This is a genomic window from Nocardia sp. NPDC060249 (assembly GCF_042728755.1).
GTDB lineage: Bacteria > Actinomycetota > Actinomycetes > Mycobacteriales > Mycobacteriaceae > Nocardia.
In genome coordinates, this window is sequence record NZ_JBHXAQ010000002.1 from 1,048,488 (window position 1) to 1,067,816 (window position 19,329).

A 19,329-nucleotide genomic window follows, 5' to 3' on the forward strand; every position below is an offset into this window, starting at 1 on the left:
TTGCATTCTGCAAGTAAAAGGTCTTGTCCGGGAGTAGTCATGGCAGTGTCACCCGAAACGGCTCAGAGCCTGATCAGAGAGCTCTATCTCATGGGCCGAACCATCCGCGCCGCCCTCTCCCATCCGGACGAAGGGGACCTGCTTCCCGGCGGTATCGGCGTGCTGGGCTCGCTCGAGGCGAGAGGTCCGTGCAGGCAGGTGGATCTGGCTGTGGACTTGTGCATCAGCCCATCGACACTGAGCAGGCATGTCAGCGAGCTGGTGCGCTCAGGCAACATTGCCCGCCACGCCGACCCCAGCGACGGCCGCGCCACCCTCATCCAGATCACCGGCCAAGGACGCGATCTGCTGCGGCGCGTCCGAGTATCGCGGGCACAGGGATTGCAAACCGCTCTCGCGCAGTGGAGCGAGGACGAAGCCGAACAGGCCACCTCGGTTGTTCTGAAGCTCAGAAACTCACTGGCGACAGTCGCGCCCCACACCGCGGTGGGCGCGCGCCGGCCGGATTCGACAGAAAGTCAGGAAGCGGATGTCTAAGTCAGTCGAGGCGGGGACGCGGCGTGCCCCGGACGTGATGACCCATCGTCAAGTCCTGGAAGCCATGACCGGGCTGCTGGCGGCGCTGTTCACCGCGCTGCTCAGCACCACGATCGTGGCGACCGCGCTGCCCACGATCATCGGCGACCTGGAGGGGTCGCAGACCGCGTACGCCTGGGTGATCACCGCAGCGCTGCTGGCCAACGCCGCGTCCACCCCGATCTGGGGCAAGTTCGCCGATCTGTTCAACAAGAAGCTGCTGGTCCAGTCGGCCATCGTCATCTTCGTCATCGGTTCGGTGATCGCGGGCGTAGCGGGCACTGTGCCGATGCTGTTGGCGGCCCGCGTCATCCAGGGCATCGGCATGGGCGGATTGACCGCGCTCGTCGTCGCGATCATCGGCTCCATCGTCTCGCCGCGTGAACGCGGACGCTATTCCGGCTACATGGGTGCGGTGATGGCGGTGTCGATGTCGGGTGGACCCATCCTCGGCGGCGTCATCGTCGACAGTCCGCTCGGCTGGCGCTGGTGCTTCTTCGTCTGTGTGCCCCTCGCCGTGATCGCCCTGGTGCTGCTGCAGCGGACCCTGCGGCTACCGACCGAACGCAAGGACGGGGTGTCGATCGACTGGCTCGGCGCCGCCCTGATGACGGCTGGGGTGTCGGTGCTGCTGATCTGGGTGTCGTTCGCGGGGAAGGCCGATTACTACGCGTGGTTCTCCCGCGAATCGGCCCTGTATGTCGGCGTCGGCGTAGTGCTGCTGCTCGCCACCCTGCTGGTCGAATCGCGAGCCAAGTCGCCGATCATCCCGCTCTCGATCGTCACCGAGCGCACCACCGGTCTGGCGATCATCGCCTCGATCGCGGTCGGCATCGGCATGTTCGGTGCGACCACCTTCCTGGGCCAGTACTTCCAGACCGCGCGCGGATACTCACCGACGGTGGCCGGCGTGCTGACCATCCCGATGGTCGCGGGCATGCTTGTCGCGTCGACCGGTTCGGGACAGCTGATCACCCGGTTCGGCAAATGGAAGGCGTTCGTCGTCACCGGCGGTGCGCTGCTGGTGGTCGGGTTCGGGCTGCTCTCGACGATCGATCACGCCACCAACCTGTGGCTGGTCGGCGCATACATCGCCGTTGTCGGGCTCGGGGTCGGCATGATGATGCAGAACCTGGTGCTGGCCGTGCAGAACACCGTGAGCGTGCACAATATCGGCGCGGCATCGAGCAGCGTCGCGTTCTTCCGCACGTTCGGTGGCGCGATCGGTGTCTCGGTGCTCGGGTCGGTGCTGGCCACCCGCGTGAGCGAGCTGTCGACAGAAGGTTTCGCGAAGATCGGGGTGACAACCAGTTCCTCCGGCGGCAGCAATCTGAACCTGCACGGCCTACCCGCACCGATCGCGACGATCGTGCGCGCCTCCTACGGCGATGCGACCGGTCGGATCTTCCTCATCGCCGCCGGGGCCGCCGTCGTTGCCTTCCTCGCGACCATGTGGCTTCCGAACCGTCCGCTGCGCAGCACGATCGACATCGATCCAGCCCTCGACCCGACCGTGAAAGATACTGCGTCGCAGGGCAATCCGTCCGATGCCGACCGAATGGCGGCGCTGGATGCCGAACTGGCCGTACTCGCGGGGGAACAAGACCCGGTCTGGGAAGGCGCTGAGCGAGTGTTGTCCGAATCGGAGCTGGTGCCGACAGCTTCGGCCGCACAGCACGGCCCGGTAGATCACAACGGTCGCCGGGCGTACCGGGTCGATGCGTTGTCGCCGTCCGCTCCGTCCACCGGCGAGTTGTCCGGGTCGGGCATCGGCGGTGGAGCGGTGGACGGTCACGTCCGCCGCGAAGACGGTCATCCGTTGCCGGGCGCGGTGTTGACGTTGATCGATCAGAACGGTCGTCAGGTCGCGCGGGCGAGCAGTGCCGCCGATGGTGGTTATGCGATCGACGCGCCGGAGCGGGGCGGTCATGTGTTGATCGTGTCGGCGGTAGGGCACCAGCCGACCGCGGTCAATGTGCAGGTCGGTCAGCGGACCCAGCGGATCGATCTGACCTTGGTGGGTTCCGGTGAGTTGTCGGGTGTCGTCCGTATCGCGGGCAACGGGTCGCCGTTGTCGAATGCGACCGTCACCTTGACCGATATGCGTGGTGAGGTGGTCGGGGCCGCGGTCACAGGCGTCGACGGCACCTACCTGTGCCACGGCGTGGTGTCGGGTGTCTACACCGTGGTCGCGGCCGCGGAGCACATGCGTCCCAGCGCGATCACCGTGACCGTGCCCGACAGTGGCGTATTGCGTCATGACATCGAGTTGACCGCGATGGCGGTCCTGGCCGGATCGGCGCAGGCCGACGGCGGGCGGGCGGTGCCGGACGTGCTGGTCACGGTGCTCGACGCCGCGGGTGAGGTGACCGCGACGGCGCGCACCGACGAGAACGGCCGCTACGTCGTGACCGATCTCGTCGAAGGGCAATACACCGTGGTCGCTCGTGGTTATCCGCCGGTGACCGGGCAGGTCACCGTGACCGGTGGCGAGGCCGCCCACGATGTACGTCTCGGTTACGGGCTCGGGGATCGTTGATGAGTGGGTTGACCGGTCGTGTTCGCACCGCGGAGGGGTGGCCGGTGCCGGATGCGGTATTGACGGTGACGGATATGACGGGCCGCCAGCTCGCCCGTGCGGTCGTCGACGACACCGGAACGGTGAGCACCAGCCCGTTGCCCGCGGGCGTTCATACCGCGGTGCTCACCGCTGTCGGGTTCGCCCCGGTGGCGCGGACCGCGCAGATCTCTGCTACGGGAACGGGCGCGCTCGGTGAGGTGGTGTTGGTGCCGACGATCGGGGCAGTGGCGTTGCCCGCGCCGGGACCGTGGACGATCGATCCGGCACATTCGACGGTGATCGCCACCGCGCGTCATCTGGGGATCGCGAGCATCAAAGCCCGATTCGCCGAGGTGAGTGGGCGACTCGATATCGCTGAATCGTTCGAGCGGTCCACCGGGCACGCGGAGATCGAGGCGGCGGGTATCGATACCGGTATCTCGATGCGTGACAATCACCTGCGCTCGCCGGAGTTCTTGGACGTCGACAGGTATCCGATGATCACTTTCACCGGCCACGGGTTGCGTCGTACCGGGGGTGACACCTGGGTGATGCCGGGCGAGCTGGCCATGCACGGACAGCGCCGCTCGGTCGATCTCGAGGTGGCCTATGGCGGGTCCGGGCCGGATCCGTGGGGTGGTGTACGCGCCGCGTTCCACGCCGAAACCATCTTGCACCGCAACGACTTCGCGATCGACTACAACGCGATCCTGCGCACGGGAGTGGCCGCTGTCGGCACCACCGTCAAAATCGAACTCGACATCGAAGTCGTCCAGGGAGAGCAGCTTCCCGCGAGCTAGCGAATCGCCCATTCCCCGGCCACCCACCCCGATTGATCTCGTCCGAGACCGGTCGGCTATCGAACCGAGTTCGCGGCCTCGACGATGGTGTCGGCGACGGCGACCGGTTGGGACACCGGGGAGGCATGCGACGCGCTGATCTCCCTGGTCGTGGCCGGGGCGGCGCGCCCGGCCATGAATCGTTGCGCGGCAGCGGGAATGACGTGATCCTGGCTCGAGATCAGGTACCAGCTGGGCGTGGTCGCCCATGACGGCGCGCCCGACGGTTCCAGATTGGCGCTCAGCGCAGCCGAGTGCTGATGGGCATACATGTCCGCGGCGGTCTCCGGACTCACGTCCTGGGCGAAGATCGGGTGGAAGTAGGGCGCGTCGATGTAGCCGTCGACATTGCGGCCCGCGATGCCGGTGGGGTCGTCCACTACCCGAACCTGCAGGGCCGGCGGCAGGAGTCGGCTGCCGGGGAAGCGGATCGGGTCGAGCAGTCCTTGCACGAATTCGCCCTGTGCGGGCGCGAAGGCCGCGATATAGACGTTGGCCTTGACCTTGGGGTTGTGGGTGTTGGTGACAACGACCCCGCCGTAAGAGTGCCCGACGAGCACGACCGGCCCGTCGATGCCGTCGAGAACATTTTGCAGGGCCGCCGAGTCGTTGCGGGGGCCGCGCAGCGGATTATTCACTGCGACAACCGGATAGCCGCGGTCGCGCAGCTCGGCGGCGACCCCGTCCCAGCTGGTTGCGTCGGCGAAAGCACCGTGCACCAGCACCAGTGTGGGTTCACCCGGATCGGCGGCCGCTGCAACGGGAACAAGCGGGCTCACAGCGACAACCGTCACCGCTAGTGCGCTCAGCAACCGCCGCGTGCGCGGACTCGGGACGTGCGTAGACGATGACATGATCGATCACCTTTCGGTAGGCGCTCAGTGCGCGAGCGGTGAAGTGGGAGAAGGAAATTCGACAGCGTGTCCGAGCGGCAACCACTGCACCCGGTGGTGCACGCCCTCGGACTCCTCGAGCAACCGCACGCGAACCCGATCGTGGCTTTCGCTGAAATGGGTCCAGCCTTCGTAGTGCACGGGCAAGGCGATACGCGGTTCGAGGAGCCTGATGAACCGTGCGGCATCACGGGCGTCCATCGTGTACTTCAGCGGCCCGGTGAGTCCGAACCGGACCGCACCGAGATGCAGCAGTGCGATATCGACGTCGAGGCGGCGCGCCACGTCCTCCAGTCCCGCGAAGTAGACCGAATCCCCCGACATCCACACCGCCACCTGCTTGTGCGCCGGCCGTTGGATCGCGAAGCCGAGGTTCTCCCCCACCAGCAGCCGACTGAGCGGTGGCCCGTGCCGGCTCGGCGTGGCGATCACCCGCAGTGGAGTGCGGCCTGGGGCGCGCAGGACGGTTTCCTGCCAAGCCGCCATCGGCTCGGCGTGCGCGAGACCGAGCCGACGGCTGCCGCTCGCCGTGGTGATGACCCGCGGCACGGTGCGCAGCAATGCCCGGCCTGCGTGGTCCAGATTGTCGGCATGGTGGTCGTGGGACAGCAACACGACGTCGATCACGGGCAGGTCGGTCACCTGTATCGCCGGCCCGATCGTCTTCACCGACGAGGTGCCGAGGGCGAAGTCGTAGCGCTGTCCCGGATCGTCGAAGGTCGGATCGGTGAGGATGTTCCAGCCATCGATCTCGATGAGCGCGGTCGGCCCGCCGATGTGGGTGATTCTGACGCCCGCCACGGTGGTGCTACCGCGCCTGCGGGAATCGGGTCGCGGCGTGCCGGAGCGACCAGTCCAGGGCATAGTCGGCGATCTCCTCCCACCCGTCCTGGCTCACGAGCCGGTGTGTGCGGCCGGGGAACTCCACCCGCTCGACCAGCGCGGTGCCCTGTGCGTACTTCCGCAGGGCGGCCTTCTGGATGGCGGGTGGAGCGACGTGGTCGATTCCCCCGGAAATGAGCAGTAGCGGTGCTCGGTCGGGTTTGCCGAAGTCGACGGCGGTGATCCCCGACTTCTTCTTCGGCAACGACAGCACGCCCTCGAAGAACACCCGGTTGGACGAATTCACCGCGCTCGCTGCCCATTCCAGGTCGGAGTCGGCGCGGCTGAGGTCGTTGCCGAACGTGTAGTGGAAGTGGCGCTTGGAGATCGGGCTGGCTTTGCCGGCCCGGAACGGGTTCGACAACACGGGCAGCCCCGTGCGCAAAGTGGATAGCGGCAGTGCGAGAACGCCGGCCGGTTGCCCTGGTGCCACGCCGACACCGGCGATGCCGAGGCCGCGATCGAGCAGCATCTGGGTGAAGATCCCGCCGAACGAGTGACCCATGATGATGGGCTGCTCCGGCAGCGACGAGATGAGATCGGCGTAGAAGTCGACGATCTCCACGATGCCGACGCCTTCGAGCGCGCTCGGATCCTCGCGGACATCGGCCGGGGCTCGATCGCCGATGCCGGGCCAGCCCGCGACGACGACCTGGTGTCCGAGGTCCCGGTAGCGGTGGGCCCAGGTGTCCCAGCTGCGGGGTGTCATCCAGAGTCCGTGGATGAGGACGATGGGCGGCTTGGTGGTGTGTTTCGGCTGATTCATTTCGGTGTTCTCCCTTCCGGTGATCACGACTCGACGAAGTCGAGCAAGTCCTGCGACAGGCGCTGTTTCTCGGTGTCGGGAAGCGCGTGACCAGCGCCTTCATAGACCTTCAGCACGGCACCGGCGATGAGCTTCGCCGAGCGCAGGCCACCGACTTCGAGGGGGACGATCTGGTCGTCGTCGCCGTGGATGACCAGGGTCGGGACGGTGACCTCGGCGAGATCGCCCCGAAAGTCCGTGGCCGAGAACGCGGCGATGCACTCGTAGGCGCCGCGGTGGCCTGACGCGAGCCCCTGCAGCCAGAACGCGTCGCGGATGCCCTGGGGGACGTCGCCTCGCCGGTTGTGTCCGAAGAACGGGCCGTCGGCCAGGTCGCGGTACAGCTGCGAGCGCGAGGCACGTTCGCCGGCGCGGATCGCGTCGAACACCTCGGCGGGCAGTCCCTCGGGATTGTCGTCGGTGCGCAACATGAACGGCGGCACCGCCGAGACGAGGATCAGTTTCGCGACCCGGGCAGACCGGTGGCGGGCGGTGTAGCGCACCACCTCGCCGCCACCGGTCGAGTGCCCCACCAGGGTGACGTCGGTCAGGTCGAGGGTGTCGAGCAGTGTCGCGAGATCGTCTGCGTAGGTGTCCATTTCGTTGCCGTTCCAGGTCTGTGTGGAGCGGCCGTGCCCGCGGCGGTCGTGGGCGATGACCCGGCACCCGTGCTCGGCGAGGAAGAGTGCCTGGCTTTCCCACGCGTCGGAGTTCAGCGGCCAGCCGTGGCTCAGCAGGACCGCGTGCCCCTCTACCGGACCCCAGTCCTTGTAGAAGATCTGTATGCCGTCGTCGGCGGTGATCGTGGGCATCGGGAGCCTCCTCGCGGGCGGGTGCGGAGCACTGTGTTCACGATGGGCCATGAAGGACCGTGTGCGAACCACGTATCGCACGTAGTCCTTCAGGTCAGCCGGTAGCCGGAGGCAGGTGCTCGCGGAGCTGGCGGCGCGAGGAAACGCCCAGCTTGCGAAAGACTTTGCGCAGGTGATAGTCGACGGTGTTGGCGCTGAGAAACATGATCGCCGCGATCTCGGCGTTGGTGTTGCCCGCTACGGCCAGCGCGGCCGCCTCCAACTCCTGGGCGGTCAACTCGACCGTCGACACCGGGTGGCCGAGCCGTGCCCGCTCACCCAGCGCGCTCAGCTCGCGTGCTGCCCGCTCGGCGAAGGCCACCGCACCGAAGCGAGTCAATCCTTCGGCGGCGGTGTGCAATTGGGCCTTGGCATCACCACGACGACGCTGCCTGCGCAGCCACTCGCCGTACAGCAGGTGGGCGCGAAACAGCTCGATCGGGGTGTCCGTCTCGGTCAACGCAGCAATAGCCGCCAGATAGAGGCCCTCGGCTTCTTCTACTGGGGCAATCAACGCTGAGCACCGCGCAGCGAGGCCACGCACCCATGGCGAGCCGACGTTCTCGGCGAACACGGCGAATTCGGCGGTGACTCGGTGGGCATCGGCGGTGTGGCCGGCGCGCACCGCCGCTTCGATGTACTCGGGGAGCTGGTGCGGTGTGACTTGCAGGAATCGGTCGGCTTCATAGGGCGACAGCAGAGCGTAAGCATCCTGGTAGTGGCCCTCGGCGAGGTTCCGGATCGCCAATGCGTTGATCGTGGCGGTGTGCACACCGCCGAAACCCGCCGCGAGTACGAGCGCGGCAATCTGGATGACCGCCTCCGCCGGTGCGCCCGTCCAGGCAAGATAGGAACCGTTGACGACATGTTCGGCGGGGTATCCCATCGCTCGGCGCAGCTCTCGAACGCGCGCGACCGCCCGTCCGGCCGCGGCGACATCACCACGATCGAGATCGGTCAGTGAACGCATCCACAACAGGGAGTCCAGTTCTCTGAGTGCGCCTGCCTGTGTCGCGATCCGCTCGCCACGATCGAGCCAGCTGTTGCGCGCCCGCTCATCCCACAGGGCGCTGGTGAAAACGACCCCCGCGATACTGAACTCCAGCACCTGACGATCGTCGAGTCGGCTCAGTACCCGCACCGCGTCCCGCATGGGGCCGACGGCCTCAGCATACGAATCCAGGATCAGGGCACCGAGGCCGACGAGCACGGCGCGAGTGACGGGCTCCGCGTCGGTCGCCGCAGCCCGCAGCCGAAGGCCGAGCGCGCGCATGGTGTCGGCTGTCACCGCTCGTTCGTTGCTGTGTGCCACGTCGAACGCACGCAGTAGGGCAAGGTGCTCGCGCCGTGTTTCATGTCCGTGGAACAGGTCCGCGGCCGCCGTCAGCTGATCGGGCGCGATCCGAATCGCTTCCGGATCACTGAGGAAGTTAGCCAAGGAGGCTCGGATGAACAGATACCGTCCGGCGGCGACCGGTTCGAGGGTATCCGGGTCGGGGATTCGGTCGGTCAGGTCCAACGCGAATCGCGCGGCCCCGGAGTCGGAGGCCGACTCGGCGCCGGTGAGGAGCCGGTCGTCACGGAGCACGGGATCCTCGCTCAACTCGGCTGCCCGGGCCAGCAGGTTCGCCTTGGCGATCAGACCACCACGGAGTCCGGCCCGGTCGGCCGCGTCGACCAGCCGCTGCGCGACCGCCGCGTCGGGGCGCGCGGTCGCGGCGGCAGCGTGCCACGCCTCGATGTCGACCGACCCCGATGCCTCGGCCGCCCGGGCCAGAGCGCCGTGTGCGCGCCGCCGCGCGGATGCCGTCGCGGCACGGTAGACGGCCGCACGGACCAGCGGGTGCCGAAATCGCACCGCCCCGTCGATGACAGCAAGCCCGGCGTCATCGGCCGCTTCACCCGCGCTTTCGTCGATGTCGAGAAGCGCGGCCGCGCGGTCCACCAACTTCAGGTCGCCCGTCGATTCCGCGGCGGCTACCAAGATCCAGTCCTGGCACGATTGCGGCAGGGCCTCCAGCCTGCGGCGATAGAGCTCTTCCAATCGCTGACCGGCGCGCATCGGGCCGGGCACAAAGGACGAATCCGTGAGTTCCCTGATAGTGAGATCGCGGGCCAGATCGGTCAAGATCAGCGGGTTTCCGCCAACCTCATCGACGGTGTCGGCGGCTACCCGTGGCTCGAGCACCCCGTCGAACGATCGCGTCAGCAGTTCGATGGCGGCGGGCCGCGCCAATTCCTCGACCTGCAGTACCGGCACTCCCGCGAGCCGGACATCGACGTCGTCGTCCGCACGCGTCGCGAAAACCATCACCGCGGCTTCGGCATGTAGTCGGCGCGCGACAAACCCCAACGCGTCCAACGACTCCCGGTCCAGCCACTGTGCGTCATCGACAGCACAGAGCACCGGCCCACCCTTACCGACGATCGCCAGCAGGCCGAGCACCGCTCGGCCGACCAGAAACCGGTCCGGTACCGCTCCCGCCGAGATACCCAGCGCGACCCGTAGCGCTTCCCGCTCCAGATCGGGCAACTGCTCGCCGTCGACCTCGAGCGACCCGACCAGGCGCTGCACACCTGAATACGGAAGGTTGGCCTCGGCCTCGTAGCCATCCGATCGCAGGACCCGAAAATTGTGCGCCGACCCGGTCATGGAGTCGATCAACACCGACTTACCGATTCCGGGCTCACCTCGCAGGATCACCGCGTGACCGATGCCGTTGCGCGCGGCGGCGATGAATCCGTAGAGGCGGTCGAGCTCGTCCGCTCGTCCCAGCGGCTGGATCACAGAAGCCTCCTACCTCGAGCCCACGCCAAGGCCGCGTTGCCGAGCGTAGGTCGCTGCGACCAGGCAAACTGGACTCGGCGTGCATGATTTCTAGGCTGCAAGTGCCGCGCGGTCAGTGCCACCATCAGGAGGAGTGTTTCCGGTCCAACAGGAGGGCGGGATTGTGGCAGTTGTCTTCGATACCGGCGCCGTCGCGCCCGCCGAACGCGCCCACGCGATCACCGCCGCCATGCAGGAAGCCTCCGCGCCGTGCAACGTGGTGCACGAGAACCCGGATGCCCGCGCACACGCCCAGTTCACCGTGTGGGAATTCGGTGACGCCAACATCTTTCGTGCGGATATGTCCGGCATCCAGCTGATCCGGACGCCGAAGCAGATCCGGACGAACCCATCGCCGATGCTGGCCATAGCGGTGCATCGAAAAGGCGCGGCCCGCTACGAGCAGGACGGACTACAGCGCGAACTCGCCGTCGGCGACCTGCATCTGATGGACCTCAACGCACCGTACGACTTCCGATGGGACGGCGATGGCGGGTCGACCTGCCTGCACGTTCCCCTCGACCATCTCGATCTTCCAGTCGACCGCATCCGCAAGGCCGCACCGCATTTGCCGCGCAGCCCCTTCTATCGACTCGTTGCCGGCCACATCACCGAAATGACCCGGCAGGCAGACACTCTCAGCACCCATCCGACCGCGCGCCTGACCGGCTCGGCCAGCATCGACCTGATCCGGGGGCTGTTGCTGTCGGCCATCGAACCCGACCACGACGGCGCGATCCTCCCCTCGGAGATCCTGCTTGCCGAGATCCGCGCCTATGTGCGCCGCAACCTCGCCGACCCCGACCTCGACGCCACCCGCATCGCCGCCGCCTTGAGCATCTCGGTGCGGCATCTGTACAAGATCTGCGCCGCCGCCGACTACAGCCTCGCCCAGTGGATCATCGGCCAACGACTCGACCGCATCCGCGACGACCTCGCGAGCCCACAGCTGCGCCACTGCTCCATTGCCGCGATCGCCCTTCGCTGGGGTTTCCGGGACGCCTCACACTTCACCCGAAGATTCCGCGTGGCTTACGGCATCACGCCCCGCGAGTGGCGCCGCGCCACGGCCGAGGACCGCAGGGATTGCGGTTTCGATGATCCACATCTGACGGGCGCCGAATGATCTCGTTCAAAAGGTGACCTGACCCCCGCACCCGCAACGGGTTCGGGGCGAGCGGAGGCGAGCCCGCTGCGCGAGCCTACGACGCGCCAGGCTCGATACTCAGTGCTTCCGCAGCAACTCCCCCTCCAACCCAGGTCGGAGAGGGTTGTCACTGTCGGGCTGACAGGATTCAACCTGCAACGACTCGCGCCACCCCGCTCTCTGCCGTTTCGACGTTCGTAGCCACAGCGACTGCGGCTTCCGCGCGATGGGGCTCGGTCCGAGTCATGTGGTTCGAACGAACGACTGCCCGTGTTACGAACCGAGGACGACAATTGGCCGCAGGTGACCGGATCGACGAAAGGCATTGTGGTGCAGTCGAAGATTGCCTCGAACAGCGCACTGCCGGTGACTTCTACAGTCATGATGCGATTGAGACTGGGGCCGGAGGCTGGCTCAGGAGGGATACTTGCGGTGCTGCTTCCAAGGACCCAGCCCGCCCGACTGCACTGTGGCGGTGCACGCCGATGAGCTCATTGGTCCCGATCGATTCCCCGTCGGCGTGGACCCCAGCTCAGTTTTCCGATACTCGCGCATGGTCGTTCAGGTTGACTTCGACGCAGCAGCGCGCATTGGTCGACTGCGGTCGCGGCGCGAGGAACACCGACCTGCGCCGCGCGCTGGGCGCTGCGGCCGCAAAATGGGCGCACATCCTCAATTCCGGACCGGGGTTCGTCCGACTGCGCGATTTTCCGACCGAGGTTCTCACCCCACCCGAAATCGAGCGGGCCTACCTCGCGCTGGGATCGCTGCTCGGCATTCCGGTCGGTCAGGATCGTGACGGCAACCTCATCACCCATATCCGCGACGAACGAGGGCAGCGCGGTCCGGGAGTTCGCCGGTACCAGACGAGTCTGAGCCAGGATTTCCACAGTGACGCCTCCGATCTGGTCGGATTGCTCTGCCTGCGGCCCGCCGCGCGCGGGGGTAGATCGAAGATCGTCAGCGCGCACGCACTCTACAATCAGATGCTCACCCGCGCACCGCATCTGGTCGAGATCATGTACCGACCGATGCCGTGGAGCCGCCATGCCGAGCCACGTCCGGGTGAGGTTTCCCATTTCGAGCTCGCTCCGTTCGCCGAGATCGACGGGACGCCGCGAATCTCGTTCATCGCCTGGTACATCCGTCAGTCGCAGCACCACCCGAGCGCCCCACGCTTGACCGACGATCAGCTCGCGGCGCTGGACTTGGCGGAGGAGATCGCGAACGACCCCGCACTCCAGATCACGATGGACTTCCGGGCAGGCGATGTGCAACTGCTCAACAACACCACGGTGCTGCATGCCCGCGCGGCGTACACAGATCACGCCGACCCGGCCCTGCGGCGGCATCTGCTCCGCCTGTGGTTGACGATCGAGGTCTCGTTGGCGCGCGATGTGCTGCGCGGTGGCAGTCCCGACGTCAGCCCGAGCCGGTAGGCAGCGCGGCCGAGAGTGCGTTCAGCGATTCCCATTCGTCAACCGAGATTCGTAGCGACGCGACATCGCGAAAGACGTCGAGCTGTCCGGGATCGGTCACACTGACCAGTGGCAGCGCGACGGCTTCGTGCTGGAGCAGCCAACGAATGGCGACCGCGGCGGGAGTGACATCGTGCGCGGCGGCCACCTCACGCAATCCGGCGAGCAACGCGTGGTGGCCCGGTAGGCCGTAGTGCTCGTCTACATAGGCGTGCCGGGCACCGGCACGGGTCAGCGCGTGCTCGAACTTTCCGGTGAGAAATCCTCGGGCCAATGCCGCACTGCACACCAACCCCAACCGCTCGGTGGCCTCGGGCCGCGCCGTACGGCAGACGTGACCGCGCTCGGCGAGACTGAATTCTCTCTGGATCAAGGTGAACTCGGCGGGCGAAGACCGGCGTAGGGCAGCCTGTGTCGCCCGCAGCCGGTCCGTCGAGAACCGCGAGACCCCGATATGGCGGGCGCGCGAACCGGCCAGCGCGGCGAATCCTGCGGCAATGTCCTCCGGCGCGGTGACGCCGTCGTCTGCGTGCGCGAGGATTGCCTCAGCAGCGGGCACGCCGAGCCGATCCAACGAGCCATCGACAGCCTCGGCGACGACCGCTGGCGCGAGCCCCTCGACACCGGGGCACAATCCGACCTTGGTCATGATCCGAATCTCGTTCGCGACGCCGCGTCTGCGTACCCAGGATCCGATCAGACTCTCCGAGTCTGCGCCGGCAGGCCGCGCAGCGTGGGAATAGCCGTCGGAGGTATCGATGAACCTGCCGCCGATCTCGAAGAACCGGTCCAGAATCGCGTCGGTGTCCGCGGGTGCGACTATCCAGCCGAATACGCTGCCGCCGAGTCCGATCGGGATCGCGGCCGTCGATTTCCACGCCCATACCGCATCGAGTCCGAATTCACCTGTCACCTTGGCGTCCTGTCAGTTCGAAACCGTTGTGCCAGTGGCTTTTCCGACGTCGCCATGCCGTGATACCCAGCCGACCGCACCAGCGGCACCACCTCGTCGACGAACCGGTTCAGGTCGCTCGGCAATGCGGCGGGCATAACGACGTAGCCGTCAGCGGCGCCGCGCCGAACCCAGTCGATCATCGCCGTCGCGACCGTTGTCGGCGATCCGATCACCAAGCGGTGCCCCCGGCTCGTCGCGAGCAGCCGTGCGACCTGACCCACGGTGTAGCAGCGAGCGAGAGCCATGTCCCGGATCACCTGGTAGTAGGTCTGATTGCCGGAATTGACTGCCGCCGAGGGCAATTCGAGGTCGAATGGATCGTCGACGGCCAGAGTGTTCGGCGGTATCGCCAAGCTGCGTTCGAGTTGGCGCACGCTCGGCGCGGGATCGACGAGCGCGTCGAGCGCGGCCAGACGCTGGTGGGCGTCCTCGTCGGTCGACCCGACCACCGGGATCAATCCGGGTAGCACCCGGATTCGCCGTCGCGGATCCGCGGCCCTCGCGCGCGAAAGCAGACGTTGCCGAAACGCGTACGCCGCTTCGACAGTGGATGCCACACTGAACACCAAGTCCGCGAATTCCGACGCGAGCGCGATCCCCTGCTCGCTCGAACCGGCTTGGACCAGCAACGGCACCCGCTGCGGTGATGGTGGCACGTCGAGCGGACCACGAACGCGGAAGAATGCACCGTCGTGCTCGATCGGCGTGATCGCGGCCGGGTCGGCCCAGATGCCGTTCGGATCGGCCCGGATCGCGTCAGGCTGCCAGCTGTTCCACAGGGCGAGGCATACCCGCACGAACTCGTTCGCGCGCCGATATCGAGTGTCATGGTCCGGGATGTCGGCCAATCCGAAGTTCTGGGCCGCTTCGCGGGTGGCCGAGGTGACGATGTTCCATCCGATCCGCCCGTTCCCTAGGTGGTCGAGCGAGGCCAGGCGACGTGCGACATTGAAGGGTTCGTTGTACGACGTCGACTGCGTGATGATCACTCCGATGCGTTCGGTCGCTTGCAAGATCGCGGCTGCGAGAACCGCGGGCTCGACAGCGCCTGCGGGCCGAACCGCCACATCCGACCACACCGCCATGCTGTCGGCGAGAAACACCGCGTCGAGATCACCGCGTTCGGCGGTGCGCGCCAGCGCGCAGAAGTAGTCGGGCTTGATGTTGGCCATCGGGTCAGCTCCGGGCCTCCGCCAGGACGCGCTGTGATAGCCGGTCGAGCACAGAAACGCACACAAGACCATGTCCTTGCGCGCCGATGACCTAGCGCCCATGGGTGCCTCGGGTGGCCAGAAACGTCGAGAGCGAGGCGGCGAGCCGACCGACCGCATCACCCTGCAGCAACTCGAAATGCGTGCAGTCCACCGTGACGGTTGTCGCGTCTGCCAGCACCCCGTCGAGCCAGCTCGCGTCGACGCCGAGCAAGCCGGCCGTCGCCAAGGCGCGCACGACGAGCGTATCGACCGCTGGTTGCCCGGGTTCATATCCGATACCGTGGATCATGTTGAGCCGCAGACAATCTGCCCAATGCCGGAGCGTCTCGACCGAGACCAGCCGCAACGGACCGGATGCCGCGCGGACCACCTCGAGCGCACCGATGACGTCCAACGGGTAATCCGGCAGATCGCGGTATCCGGAGTCGGTGAGCACGCGTCGCAGCACTAGATCCTCGCCGACTTGTTCGCTCGATCTCACCCACGCCGGATCGACGAGTGTCAGCGATGACACCTGCCTGCCGAGGCCGCGCAGGCTCCGTGCCACGGCTGGGGCGAGCAACGCACCGAACGAGTAGCCGAAGACATCGACAGTCGCGTCCGTCGCGTGCGCAGCCACCTCGACCGCGTAGTAACGCGCCAGCGCCTCCATCCCCCCGTCGCCCAGGATGACGCGGGCCCGATCGTCCTGTTCGACGTAGAGGATTCGGCCCTGGTATGAGAGCTGCTGCAGCAAGGGGAAATACCCTAGACAAGTACCGATCGCCGGATGTAGCAGTATCAGTACCCGGTCTGTGTCTGTACCACCGCCGCGGGCGAGCCGGACGGGGCCACGGATTGTGGCTGGGCCCAGACCCGGAATCCGAATGGCCAGCTCCTCGACGTTGTGAGCTGCGAGTACATCCAGGCCGGTCACACGCGTACCGCAGTGTCGCGCGATCTCTTCGGCGACCTGCACTGCCAGCAGGGAGTCCAGGCCGAGGTCGACGAACGACGTGGTCGGCCCGATCCAGCTGTTCTCTGTCGCCGAGCCCACGACCGACGCGATCAGGTATTGCAGTCCCGTCGCGAATCTCGACCGATCCAGCTCGCCTTGGTCAGCGCCACCGACCGTCGCCGCCGGATCGATCTTGCCGCTCGACGTCCGACGGAACCGGGTCACGATGTCGATCCGGTCCGGAACCAGCTGCGGCAGAAAACGTTTGTGTAGATCGTCGCGCACGGTCGCGGCGGTCGGGTTCGCGCCCGACTCCGGAATCACCGCCGCCTGCAGGATCGACGGGCCGTTCTGACGATGATTCACCCAGGCGACCGCGTCATCGACGCCGTCGACGGATTCGAGGGCGTTGGCGACTGCGGTCAGATCGACCCGGCGTCCTCGCACCTGCTCCACGTCTCCCCCGCGACCCAGGAAGTACAGCAGTCCCCCGGTCCGGTGCACTATGTCACCGGTACGAAACCAGCGCATACCATCCGGGGTTCGACAAAACCGGTCCGATTCGGCCGTTTGCCCTGACACCAGGTAGCCCCGTGCGACCTGATCGCCACCGACCCACAGCTCGGCGGCTCCGGCCGGGAATCCGGTGACATCGCCGTCGAGATACAGATGCACTCCCGGCGCGGCACGGCCGATCGGGACGATGTCAGGAGTCGCCACGCCCGCGGGCACCGTATAGAAGACGGCGTCACCGCACACCTCGGTCGATCCATAAGAATTGATCACCTCGGCGCGAGGACACAGTGCGCGGATCGTGGACAACCAACCGCGACGAAGTTGCTCACCCGACAGTATCCAGCGCCGCACCGTCGCCAAGGTGGCCCCGCCCATCGCGTCCAGTGCCGGAACACAGCTGGGCGTCAGGGTGACCTGCTCGATGCGGGCAGACTCGATGAACTCGGCCAGCAACCCCGGATCACGTTGGGCAAGCACCGGTGCGACCACCAGGGTCCGCCCACTGCGGTAAGCACCGAGGATCTCGGTGAGGCTGTCGATGAAGGTCGGATTGGTCTTGATCGCGCAGCGATCCACGTCGTGGCTGAAAAAGGAGCGAACCGCCCAATCGAGCCGGGCCTCCAGGCCGCGGCGGGTACCGATCACCCCCTTCGGCTCCCCGGTACTTCCCGAAGTGAACAGGATAAAGGCGGCGTCGTCATGGTCGCGCCCGCGACTCGGCACCGGTCTACCCCGGCCTGGAACGACGACGATCCCGTCGTCGTCGATGATCGCCGCGGGCGCGGCTACGGTGACGATCGCTTCGATCATGACAGTCGGCATAGAGATATCGACGGGCACCACGCAGCACCTCAGCTCGATCGCTGCGAGAAGGGCGATCACGTAGCGGTCGGACAGGTGAGCGCGGAGCACGACCACATCGGTCGCACCGAGACCGATCTGACGACACTCCGCCATCATCTGCTCGATCGCCCTCGTCAATGCGGACGGCGAGTAATCGTGGTCTCCGCAGGACAGCGAGGCACCGCTATTGCTCAGGCACGACGGAATCGCGTTCATTGTTTGACCGCTCGCACGGCGTACATGGCGGTGCGATGGCGCGCACCTCGTTCTCGGTAGGGATTGTTTCCCTGACGCGCCGTCACCAGGCTCTGCGACCTGAACGCACTCACGACATCGGCGATGGTCGGCTTGCCTGAAATCAACACTGCCAGACCACGCGTGAGAACGTCGTCACCGAGGAAGACCTCGGCCAACCTCGCCGTCAAGCGTGGCGCGGCGACGATCACCGTCACCGAGACGATGCCTCCAGTGACCGCGAGCGCCTGTAGCGCGTCAGCCGTCGCCGGTAGCGTCGCCGGTCGCTGCAACGGCGGCAGCCCGTTCGCCAGCACAGTGTCGAAAGCATCGCCGGTGAAGGGCAGCGCGGTGACGTCCCCGACGACGAGTTCAGCGCGCGGGCACGCGGCGGCCGCGACGTGCAGGAGGTCCGGGCGTTTGTCGATACCGACAAGCAGCGTCGGATCCGCGCAGAGCATCGACGCGACACCCAGATCCACGCCTGCGCCGCAACCGATGTCGACCACCCGGCCACCCGCCGACTCCGCGATGGCACTGCACACGTTCCCGAGCCCGAGGAATCTGCTGACGGCTTCGGCGGGCAATCCGTCGATCACGGAGCGCGGGTAACCGTGCACGAGCATCGCGTCGGCACCATCGAGGAAGGCGCGCTCTCCGCGGTCACCGCGTCGGGCTCGAGAATAGAAGCCGTCCACGACACCGTCCGCCAGCGGACGACGCCCCATCACGGCGTCGGCCACCCCCGCCAGCGCTCGGTAGCTGTCGCTGTCGTGCGCTGAGGCCGCGACGACCGATCTGACGGCATCCACCGACAGTCCGAGGTCGCGCCGAGCGATATCGAGCAGGTGCTCGGCTACCTGCCGCAGAGAATCAGGTTCGTCACGCTCTGACATAAATGCATTCCTAGCGTTCTCTCCAACCACAGCAACGCGGCCGAGGGGTTGATCTCGAGGAAGTAGGTCTCCTCACCGGTGTCGATCAGATCGACGGCGCCGACTTGGATATCCAGTGTTTTCATCAGCTGCCGAATAGCGCTGACCAGTGATTCGTCGAGGCGGTGGTGTTCGAAACGAGCGTGACCGTTCGCGGCCCGTCGCCAGTCGGCCGGTTCGTCGGCCGCGCGGGTCAGCGACGCGGCGAAGGTGCGCGCGCCGATCACGGTGACCCGATGTTCGACGCGGGGCAGCAGACGCTGCTGGAACAGACAGGGGTAGGACAACGACTCGACGTCGTCGGGCGTGATCGCCGAGGTGTAGAGGAACCTCCGCCCCCGATGGTGCCCGGAGATGATCGGCGAGTTCAGACTTTTGTGCACCACGCCTGCCGCACAGCCGCGCGCGAACTGCCGCAGTTCGTCGACTCGGCTGGTCACCAGAGTCGCCGGGATCGCCAATCCCGCGCTCTCGGCCGCAGCCAACTGGATCACCTTGTTCTCGGCGGTACGCAGCTGCCACGGTGAGTTCACCCAGCGGGCCACGTCGACGCGCGCCAGCCACCCCCACATCAGCGTATTCGCCTGGCCGGTCGCGTGATCGAGGAGATCCGGCCCGACCGCTCGCCAATCCTCGTCGCGTCGCAGCGTCCGGTCGAAGTGGAAGTGGACGAACTGTTCGGGCCGAAATCCCCGGCAGTAGCCGACATCGTAGTGCGACCGATCTCCGAGGCCCGGAAACGCCATACTCGGCTGGCGACCGATGCGGTCCACCAAGACGGCGTGGACCTCGGCCCCGGAGTCTGCCAGTAGCATCGCGATCCGTGCGAGGTCAGGA

15 protein-coding genes and 1 pseudogene are annotated in these 19,329 nt (G+C 66.7%); 6 read left to right on the plus strand and 10 right to left on the minus strand.

The window, feature by feature from the left end; genetic code table 11:
• Window positions 1–39: 39 nt before the first annotated feature.
• The 4 genes and pseudogenes from ACFWFP_RS12505 (at window position 40) to ACFWFP_RS12520 (ending at window position 3,936) form a co-directional block, all read left to right on the plus strand.
• A complete protein-coding gene (locus tag ACFWFP_RS12505) occupies window positions 40–537 on the plus strand; it encodes a MarR family winged helix-turn-helix transcriptional regulator (protein ID WP_379294843.1) in 498 nt (165 codons plus the stop codon).
• A gap of 37 nt (window positions 538–574) precedes the next feature.
• A pseudogene (locus tag ACFWFP_RS12510) lies at window positions 575–2,086 on the plus strand (MDR family MFS transporter); the annotation flags it as partial.
• A gap of 48 nt (window positions 2,087–2,134) precedes the next feature.
• Complete coding sequence (locus ACFWFP_RS12515; protein ID WP_379295131.1) at window positions 2,135–3,115, plus strand: collagen binding domain-containing protein; 981 nt, start codon at window positions 2,135–2,137, stop codon at window positions 3,113–3,115.
• The gene (locus ACFWFP_RS12520) at window positions 3,115–3,936 is read left to right on the plus strand and encodes a YceI family protein (RefSeq protein WP_379294844.1); all 822 of its coding nucleotides are present in this window, start codon (window positions 3,115–3,117) and stop codon (window positions 3,934–3,936) included. Before ACFWFP_RS12515 ends, ACFWFP_RS12520 begins: the two co-directional genes overlap by 1 nt.
• Before the next feature lie 56 nt (window positions 3,937–3,992).
• Here the strand turns inward: ACFWFP_RS12520 and ACFWFP_RS12525 are convergent, their stop codons facing one another.
• From ACFWFP_RS12525 to ACFWFP_RS12545, 5 genes are all read right to left on the minus strand, one after another.
• Window positions 3,993–4,829, minus strand: coding sequence for an alpha/beta fold hydrolase (locus tag ACFWFP_RS12525; RefSeq protein ID WP_379294845.1), 837 nt, complete (start codon window positions 4,827–4,829; stop codon window positions 3,993–3,995).
• A 24-nt stretch (window positions 4,830–4,853) separates the two neighbouring features.
• The gene (locus ACFWFP_RS12530) at window positions 4,854–5,732 is read right to left on the minus strand and encodes an MBL fold metallo-hydrolase (protein ID WP_379294846.1); all 879 of its coding nucleotides are present in this window, start codon (window positions 5,730–5,732) and stop codon (window positions 4,854–4,856) included.
• Window positions 5,677–6,516 carry an alpha/beta hydrolase gene (locus ACFWFP_RS12535; protein WP_379294847.1) on the minus strand — a complete coding sequence of 280 codons (840 nt, stop codon included), beginning with the start codon at window positions 6,514–6,516 and terminating at the stop codon, window positions 5,677–5,679. Before ACFWFP_RS12535 ends, ACFWFP_RS12530 begins: the two co-directional genes overlap by 56 nt.
• Before the next feature lie 23 nt (window positions 6,517–6,539).
• Window positions 6,540–7,367: an alpha/beta fold hydrolase gene (locus ACFWFP_RS12540; RefSeq protein WP_379294848.1), complete on the minus strand. Its 828-nt coding sequence runs from the start codon at window positions 7,365–7,367 to the stop codon at window positions 6,540–6,542.
• Window positions 7,368–7,461: 94 nt separating this feature from the next.
• Entirely contained in the window at window positions 7,462–10,194 is a 2,733-nt protein-coding gene (locus tag ACFWFP_RS12545; RefSeq protein ID WP_379294849.1) for an AAA family ATPase, read from the minus strand.
• Between the two features lie 163 nt (window positions 10,195–10,357).
• Here ACFWFP_RS12545 and ACFWFP_RS12550 point away from each other — a divergent pair, with 163 nt between their 5' ends.
• Together ACFWFP_RS12550 and ACFWFP_RS12555 are read left to right on the plus strand one after the other, a co-directional pair.
• Window positions 10,358–11,359, plus strand: coding sequence for a helix-turn-helix domain-containing protein (locus ACFWFP_RS12550; RefSeq protein ID WP_379294850.1), 1,002 nt, complete (start codon window positions 10,358–10,360; stop codon window positions 11,357–11,359).
• A gap of 587 nt (window positions 11,360–11,946) precedes the next feature.
• Window positions 11,947–12,819 (plus strand): TauD/TfdA family dioxygenase, encoded by an 873-nt coding sequence (locus ACFWFP_RS12555; RefSeq protein ID WP_379294851.1) that lies wholly within the window; start codon window positions 11,947–11,949, stop codon window positions 12,817–12,819.
• On the opposite strand, the gene ACFWFP_RS12560 is transcribed toward ACFWFP_RS12555, so the two are convergent.
• Genes ACFWFP_RS12560 through ACFWFP_RS12580 form a run of 5 tightly spaced genes read right to left on the minus strand, consistent with a single transcriptional unit; the run spans window position 12,803 to window position 19,307 of the window.
• Window positions 12,803–13,771, minus strand: coding sequence for an aldo/keto reductase (locus ACFWFP_RS12560; RefSeq protein WP_379294852.1), 969 nt, complete (start codon window positions 13,769–13,771; stop codon window positions 12,803–12,805). The two genes, ACFWFP_RS12555 and ACFWFP_RS12560, sit on opposite strands and share 17 nt — an antisense overlap.
• Window positions 13,768–15,144 carry an NtaA/DmoA family FMN-dependent monooxygenase gene (locus tag ACFWFP_RS12565; RefSeq protein ID WP_379295132.1) on the minus strand — a complete coding sequence of 459 codons (1,377 nt, stop codon included), beginning with the start codon at window positions 15,142–15,144 and terminating at the stop codon, window positions 13,768–13,770. Before ACFWFP_RS12565 ends, ACFWFP_RS12560 begins: the two co-directional genes overlap by 4 nt.
• On the minus strand, window positions 15,077–17,539 hold the full coding sequence (locus ACFWFP_RS12570; RefSeq protein WP_379294853.1) for an AMP-binding protein: 2,463 nt from the start codon (window positions 17,537–17,539) through the stop codon (window positions 15,077–15,079). The genes ACFWFP_RS12565 and ACFWFP_RS12570 overlap by 68 nt, the downstream gene beginning before the upstream one ends.
• Complete coding sequence (locus ACFWFP_RS12575; RefSeq protein WP_379294854.1) at window positions 17,536–18,453, minus strand: class I SAM-dependent methyltransferase; 918 nt, start codon at window positions 18,451–18,453, stop codon at window positions 17,536–17,538. The genes ACFWFP_RS12570 and ACFWFP_RS12575 overlap by 4 nt, the downstream gene beginning before the upstream one ends.
• A complete protein-coding gene (locus ACFWFP_RS12580; protein WP_379294855.1) occupies window positions 18,414–19,307 on the minus strand; it encodes a hypothetical protein in 894 nt (297 codons plus the stop codon). The genes ACFWFP_RS12575 and ACFWFP_RS12580 overlap by 40 nt, the downstream gene beginning before the upstream one ends.
• Window positions 19,308–19,329: the final 22 nt, after the last annotated feature.